Origin of the sequence: Methylobacterium sp. (assembly GCF_019750675.1) — a bacterium.
Taxonomy (GTDB): Bacteria; Pseudomonadota; Alphaproteobacteria; order Rhizobiales; family Beijerinckiaceae; genus Methylobacterium.
Map to the genome: position 1 here is coordinate 1 of NZ_JAIEOF010000329.1, position 6,373 is coordinate 6,373.

Annotated in this window: 5 protein-coding genes and 1 pseudogene; 1 reads left to right on the top strand and 5 read right to left on the bottom strand. The window is 68.5% G+C overall.

Annotation, left to right across the window (positions count from 1 at the left end; all coding sequences use genetic code 11):
* Positions 1 to 283 precede the first annotated feature (283 nt).
* Positions 284 to 1,030: a MetQ/NlpA family ABC transporter substrate-binding protein gene (locus K2X24_RS16730; protein WP_292499471.1), complete on the bottom strand. Its 747-nt coding sequence runs from the start codon at positions 1,028 to 1,030 to the stop codon at positions 284 to 286.
* Between K2X24_RS16730 and K2X24_RS16735 the strand changes: the two are divergent.
* Positions 930 to 1,265 (top strand): annotated as a pseudogene (locus K2X24_RS16735) (aminotransferase class V-fold PLP-dependent enzyme); the annotation flags it as partial. The gene K2X24_RS16730 and the pseudogene K2X24_RS16735 sit on opposite strands and share 101 nt — an antisense overlap.
* Positions 1,266 to 1,607: 342 nt before the next feature.
* Here the strand turns inward: K2X24_RS16735 and K2X24_RS16740 are convergent.
* The 4 genes from K2X24_RS16740 to K2X24_RS16755 form a co-directional block, all read right to left on the bottom strand.
* Entirely contained in the window at positions 1,608 to 2,528 is a 921-nt protein-coding gene (locus tag K2X24_RS16740; protein ID WP_292499472.1) for an alpha/beta hydrolase, read from the bottom strand.
* Between the two features lie 394 nt (positions 2,529 to 2,922).
* Complete coding sequence (locus K2X24_RS16745) at positions 2,923 to 3,930, bottom strand: alpha/beta hydrolase (RefSeq protein WP_292499473.1); 1,008 nt, start codon at positions 3,928 to 3,930, stop codon at positions 2,923 to 2,925.
* A complete protein-coding gene (locus K2X24_RS16750) occupies positions 3,927 to 4,742 on the bottom strand; it encodes an SDR family NAD(P)-dependent oxidoreductase (RefSeq protein WP_292499474.1) in 816 nt (271 codons plus the stop codon). Before K2X24_RS16750 ends, K2X24_RS16745 begins: the two co-directional genes overlap by 4 nt.
* 130 nt (positions 4,743 to 4,872) lie before the next feature.
* Positions 4,873 to 6,324, bottom strand: coding sequence for an NAD(P)/FAD-dependent oxidoreductase (locus K2X24_RS16755; protein WP_292499475.1), 1,452 nt, complete (start codon positions 6,322 to 6,324; stop codon positions 4,873 to 4,875).
* Between the last annotated feature and the right edge of the window lie 49 nt (positions 6,325 to 6,373).

A 6,373-nucleotide genomic window follows, 5' to 3' on the forward strand; every position in this document is an offset into this window, starting at 1 on the left:
CGCCGACGGTCTCCTCGTCCTGGCGAGCCGCCCGCTGCTGCGCTGGCAGGATGTCAGCTGCGGCGTGCTTTAGGACCGGCCCCGCCACGGACATGGCTTCGGACACACCGCGATGCTGACGATCCAGGACCTCTCGAAGACCTACGACGGTCACGCTCGATGCGCCTCGCTCCGGGGACGTGGCGGCCCAGGATCGGACCGCACGCACCCTGCCGACCCTGCTGGACCAGTCCCTCACCCCGCCCCCCGCGTCCGGTGGGGCAGACCGCCTGACCGGCGCGGCCTACCAGGTCGTGAGCACCGTCCCGCCGAAGGTCGTCTCCACGAAGGCCTTGGTCCCAGGCATGCGGTAGCTCTCCATTAGGGCCTTGACCCAGGGCTTGTCCCTGTCGGCCTCGCGGACCGCCAGCATGTTCACGTAGGGGCCCTTCGGCTCCTCCTTCCGGACCGCGTCGGAGGGCTTCAGGCCGGCGGGCGTCGCGTAGTTGGTATTGACCGCCGCAGCGTCCATGTCGTCGAGGGCACGGGGCGTCTGGGCCGCGTCCACCTCGATGAAGCGGAGCCTGCGCGGATTCTCGACGATGTCGGCCACCGTCGGCTTGAACCCTTTGCCGGGGGCCATCTTGATCACGCCCTTGTCCTGCAGGAGGAGCAGCGAGCGCCCGCCATTGGTCAGGTCGTTCTGGATCGCCACGATGCCGCCGTTCGGCACCGCGTCGAAGCTCCGGTGGCGTTTCGAATAGATGCCGAGGGGGAAGTTCACCGTGAGGCCGACACCGGTGATCCGGTAGCCTCGGTCGGCCTTCTGGTTGTCGAGGAAGGGCTGGTTCTGGAACGAGTTCGCCTCGATCTCGCCGGGCAAGAGGGCCTCGTTCGGCACGACGTAGCCGGAGAACTCGATGATCTGGAGATCGAGCCCCCGCTGCGCCGCGATCGGCTTCACCGCCTCGATGATCTGCGCGTGCGGCCCCGGCGTCGCCCCGATGCGGCCCGGCCTCGCCGACGTGAAGGGTCTGGGCCCGATCGGCATCGCCCGCCAGAAGGCGAGCGTGATGTCCTTCGTCATCGACGGGCACGCCAACGAGGCTGTGGCCCACCATCTCGATGCCCACGGCATCGCGGTGCGCTCGGGCCACCATTGCGCCCTTCCGGCCCTACGCCGTTTCGGCGTCGACCAGTCGGTGCAGGCCTCGCTGGCCTTCTACAACACCCGCGCGGACGTGGACGCCTTCTTGACGGCGCTGCACCGCCTGCCGCGGCGATAGGAAGGGCTGTCTCGCCTTGGTCCGCATTCCGAGGGGACCGGTCGTTGTGGTCCGCGATCCGGCGGCCATTACGGCCGTATGGACGACCGGGTTAGGTCGGACGCAGCCAGTCTGCTTCTCGGCCTGACAGGTCCGCGAAGCACACCCTAAACGTTGCACTGGTGACGCGCGGCCCGCGTTCGCGGCATCCCTACTCTCTCTGCCCACATGGGCCGGTCGGGAGATGAAAAATGGGACATTCAGAGCACGAACCAGACTTCAGGAGCCGCCGGCCGTTAATCGCAGACGGAAGCTCGGGGCCAAACGAAGGGCACGTGGGTGGACCTGTCGATCAGGCCACCATCACTGACGCGCTACGATACGCTGACCGCCGGGGCTCGGCTCCGTGCGACGGGCTCTCTCCGCGTCACCGAAGAGAAACGGGAGGAGGACCGCAGTGAAAGCTTCCGGATGCGAGTAGTTGATCCCGTGAGCCACGTCCGGGATGACCGCAAGCCGGCCATGTGGCAGGGACCCGGCGAGGCTCGCGACGAATGTATGCGGGACGATGTAGTCGCGCGTGCCCCATACCACGAGCGTCGGCTGCGTGACCCGCTGGACCTTCTGCGCAATGTGATTGTCGACCATGCTGCGCAGGGTCAGGATGTAGCGTCCGATCCCGCCGCGGGCATAGTCGGTGAACGCCACCCATGCGAGCGACCAGCGCTCGAACGGTGCGATGGCGAAGAAGCCCACGATTTGCCGGACGAGGCCACGCGCCTCCGGGTCCGGCGTGGGACCCTGCAGCACGAGGCGTTCGACAAGCTGCGGATGAAGGAGCGCCAATTCGACCAACACCTCGCAGCCCAGTGAATTGCCGACAAACGCTGCGCGCGCCACGCCCACCGCATGCATCCAGGTCGCCAGTGCGTCCGCGAGTTCGCGCACCGTGAGCGTTCGGTGGGGTTTCTCGCTCAAGCCGAAGCCGGGCAGGTCAGGCGCATAGACTCTGAAATGAGGAGCCAGATGCCGTGCGAGCGGGATCATGTAGCGGCTGGACATCCCGAGCCCGTGGACCAGGATCACGGGCAGACGGTCATCCGGTACGGCGTCAACCGAGACGCGGGCATGCATCGTCTTGCCGTCGACGCGGACCTGCCTCACCGCAAGGCGGCCCAAATCCGCGCTTCGGGCCTGCCTGGCACGCCGCCGAGCCAAGGTATTGACCAGAACTCGACCGGCGATGATCCCGCCGGCCGTCACGAGGATCCACCGCAGGGCCACACGCGTCCTTCCGTCTGAGCCGGTTTGAGCCATCCGCAGGAGTGGGTGCTCACGTCTGCCGTCTAGCCGCAACGAAAACATCCTGTGCGGCTGAGTTGGGTCGAAATCTGAGGGTTCGCGGTCTTCGGCTTGCCCGTTTCCGGGCCAGATTCTCTGATCTCCCCGCGGCACCGGAGACGTCCAAGGGAGCGTCCGCTCCAAGATCGGCAGCCCAGACCCGACCTGAGCGTCGGCATCGTGAAAGCGTCCGCACCAACCCACGTGACCGCTCTGCGAGCGGCGGCACCGTCGCAGCAGCGGTCGGGACACTCGCATTAGCGGGGCGAGCAACGCTTATCATACCGATCTGCCCGAGGGGGCATTCATCGAAGCCGAAGTCGGAGTTTTGCTGGACTTACGAACTCTCTGGCGCCGATGGCGCGGCCGTATGGGGCGCCGCCTCCGCTGGCGTCATCTCTGCCGCGATCGCCGCGATCCACGCCGCGACACGGTCGGGATCCGTGACCGGCAGCATGTGGCCGCCCGGTACGAGGTCGAGGCGCGTACCGGGCCATGCCCGCTTCAAGCCCTCCCCATGCTCGGACGGGCAGAGCACACGATCGCCCGTTCCGTAGAGGACGGCGACGGGCACGGCGAGGTCGGGGTAGCGCGCCGCCAGCGCCGGCATGTCCGCACCGGCCGCGTTCAGGTCCATCGAGGCGCCGTAGAAGCTGGATGGCCGCAGGCCGAGCAGGCCGCCGCCCCGCGTTCCGAAATCGGCCGGCACCGCGTCCGGCCCGAACACCGTGGCCAGGACGCTTCGGCTGCGCAGAATGGCCAGTGGCGTCGCGAGGGTCCAGGCAACGGCCAGCCGCAGGAGGGACGAGCGGATGGCGAGGAGCCGGAACGGTGCGGGGACCGTGTCCTGCGGCTGCGTCAGGGGCGCGATCAGCGCGAGACCGCCGATGAGGCGCGGATGTCCGAGGCCGAGCGCGAGGGCGACCGCGCCGCCCAGCGAATGCCCGACCACGATCGGGCGCTCGAGCCCGAGGTGACGGATCACACCCGAGATCCTGTCGGCCTGGCCCGGCAGGCCGGCGGGCGCGCGCCAGGATCGCGGTGAGTGGCCGGACCCCGGCCGGTCGATCAGCACCACCCGGAACCGGTCCGAGAGCCTGTCGAGCAGGGCATACGCGAAGTTGCCGAGCTGTCCGCCGAGACCGTGCACGAAGACGAGCGGCCGGCCGCTCCCGGCCTCCAGGTAATGGATGCGGCCCTGCGGCAGATCGAGGAAGCGCCCACGCGGAGGCAGGCGCCGTGTGACGCCCCGGGCAATGAGCCACGTGAGGACGAAGGCAGAGCCCATCAGGGCGGCGAGGACGAGGGCGCCCACTGCGAACGCGGTCAGCAAGGGCGTGGTCACATGCGCTCTCCCTTCATGCGGTTCAAGACGCCCCAGTAGGAAACCGGCATGAGGCGCTCGATCAGCGAGGCGATCCTGGCGTCGGTGCCGACGAGGATGCGTCGCCGCCGTCGCTCGACGCCGCGCACGATGATGTCCCCGGCCTGGGCGGGCGGCATCGTCAGGAGACTGTTGGCGATGCGGCGCCCGCGCTCCAACTCCTCCGTCGAGAGGGCCGCGGTGGCCCGCGCCGAATCGGCGATCGATGTGGCGACACCGCCGGGATGCACCACGGTCACGCCGACCGTACCGCCCTCTAACTCGTGGGCAAGCGCCTGCGAGAATCCGCGAACCGCGAACTTGCTCGCCGCGTAGGCGGTCTGGCCCGGCGGGGCGATCAGGCCGTAGAGGCTCGACAGGTTGACGATCCGCGCTTCGGGAGATGCCTGCAGCATCGGCAGGAAGGCCCGGGTCATGCGTACGACGCCCCAGAAGTTCACCTCGATCAGCCATTCGAAGTCGGCCTCGCTCACCTGCGCGAACGTACCGGCCAGGGCCACGCCCGCGTTGTTGACGAGGAGGTCGAGGCCGCCATGCGCTGCGGCCACCGCCGCCGGCAACGCCGAGACGGCCTCCCGGTCGGTGACGTCGAGGCGGTGGCAAGTGACCCGAACGCTCCCGGCGAGGGGCTGCGCGGTCTGGGCCAAGCCCGCCTCGTTCACGTCGGCGAGGGCGAGGTTGCAGCCACGCCCGGCGAGCGAGACCGCGATGGCCCGGCCGATGCCGCTGCCCGCGCCCGTAACGAGGGCGGTGCGTCCCTTGAGATCGAACATGCGGTCGGTTCCTGCCCTCACAAAGCCTCGGTGCGACGGATGTCCGCCCCGTTCGACGGCGGAGGGCGCGGAGCCCAACGGGCGCGGCGATGAGGCCGGATGCAGCCGTCCGCCCCGCGGCAGGCGGTGTTCAGGCCGCCCGCCGGGTGTCGGTGCGCCGGCCGCCGAACACCATCGCGCCGTCATCCAGCCGGCCGTAGCGGAGGCCGGCGAGATCGAGCATGTAATTCTGGTGAAGCTTCCATGGCGACGCGGTGCCCTGCTTCGGGATCAGGTCACGCGCGCGCGTGACATAGCCCGAGCTGAAGCCGATCAGTGGCGCATCGCCGGTGGCCTTTCCGCGGCGCGGCACACACCACGCCTTGCCCCGCCTGTCCATGCGGCGCAGGAGGCGGCAGACATAGGCCGCCGTCAACTCGCATTTCAGCGTCCAGGAGGCGTTGGTGTAGCCGAGGGCGATGGCGAGGTTCGGCACGTCGCTCAACATCATGCCTTTGTACAAGTAATGTTCGGCCGGTTCGAGCATGACGCCATCGACGCTGACCTGCACGCCGCCCATCAGCTTCATCTTCAAGCCGGTGGCGCTCACGACGATGTCGGCCGAAAGGGTCTTTCCGGAAGCGAGTTCCAGCCCGTCCTCGGTGAAGCGCGTGATCGTGTCGGTCTCGACGCTCACCTTGCCAGTGCGGATCGCTTGAAACAGGTCGCCGTCCGGCACAAGGCAGAGGCGCTGGTCCCATGGCTTGTAGCGCGGCGTGAAATGCTTGCCGACATCGTAGTCGGGTCCAAGTTGCTTGCGGATGCCGTCGAGGATGCGCTGCGTCAGCGTCTCGGGTTTCCGCCGCGCGAACTGATAGAAGAGAATGCTCAGGCCTATGTTCTTCCAGCGCGCGAGGCGATGGGCGATAGGCCCCGGCAGGCGGGCTTTCAGCCAGTTGGCGATGCGGTCGCGCGCGGGCAGCGCCACGATGTAGGTGGGCGAGCGCTGCAGCATGGTCACGTGGTCGGCGCGCCTTGCCATCGCCGGCACCAGCGTCACCGCGGTGGCGCCGCTGCCGATCACCACGACGCGCTTGCCGGCATAGTCGAGGTCGTCGGGCCAGGCCTGCGGATGCACGATGGGCCCCGCAAAGCGCTCCGTGCCCGGCCAGTCCGGGCGATAGCCGTCCGCGTAGTCGTAGTAGCCGGCGCAGACATAGAGAAAGCCGCAGGTATAGGCGATGCGCTCCTGTCCCGCCTCGACCTGCAGGGTCCAGCGCGCCTCCGATGTGTCCCAGGCCGCGGACACCACGCGCTGGCCGAAGCGGATCTCACGGTCGATGCCGAACGCCTCGGCGGTGGCGCGCAGGTAGTTCAGGATCGAGGGCGCGTCGGCGATCGACGTGTCCTCGGTCCACGGCCGGAAGCTGAAGCCGAAAGTGTAGAGATCGGAATCCGAGCGCAGGCCGGGATAGCGAAACAAGTCCCAGGTTCCACCGAGCGAGTCGCGGGCCTCGAGGATCGCGTAGCTCTTGCCGGGACACTTGGTCTGCAGGGCGTGGGCCGCGCTGAGGCCCGAAATACCGGCCCCGATCACCAGCACATCGAAATGCGCACCGCCCTGTGGCTCCAGGCGCGACGCTGCGTTGTCG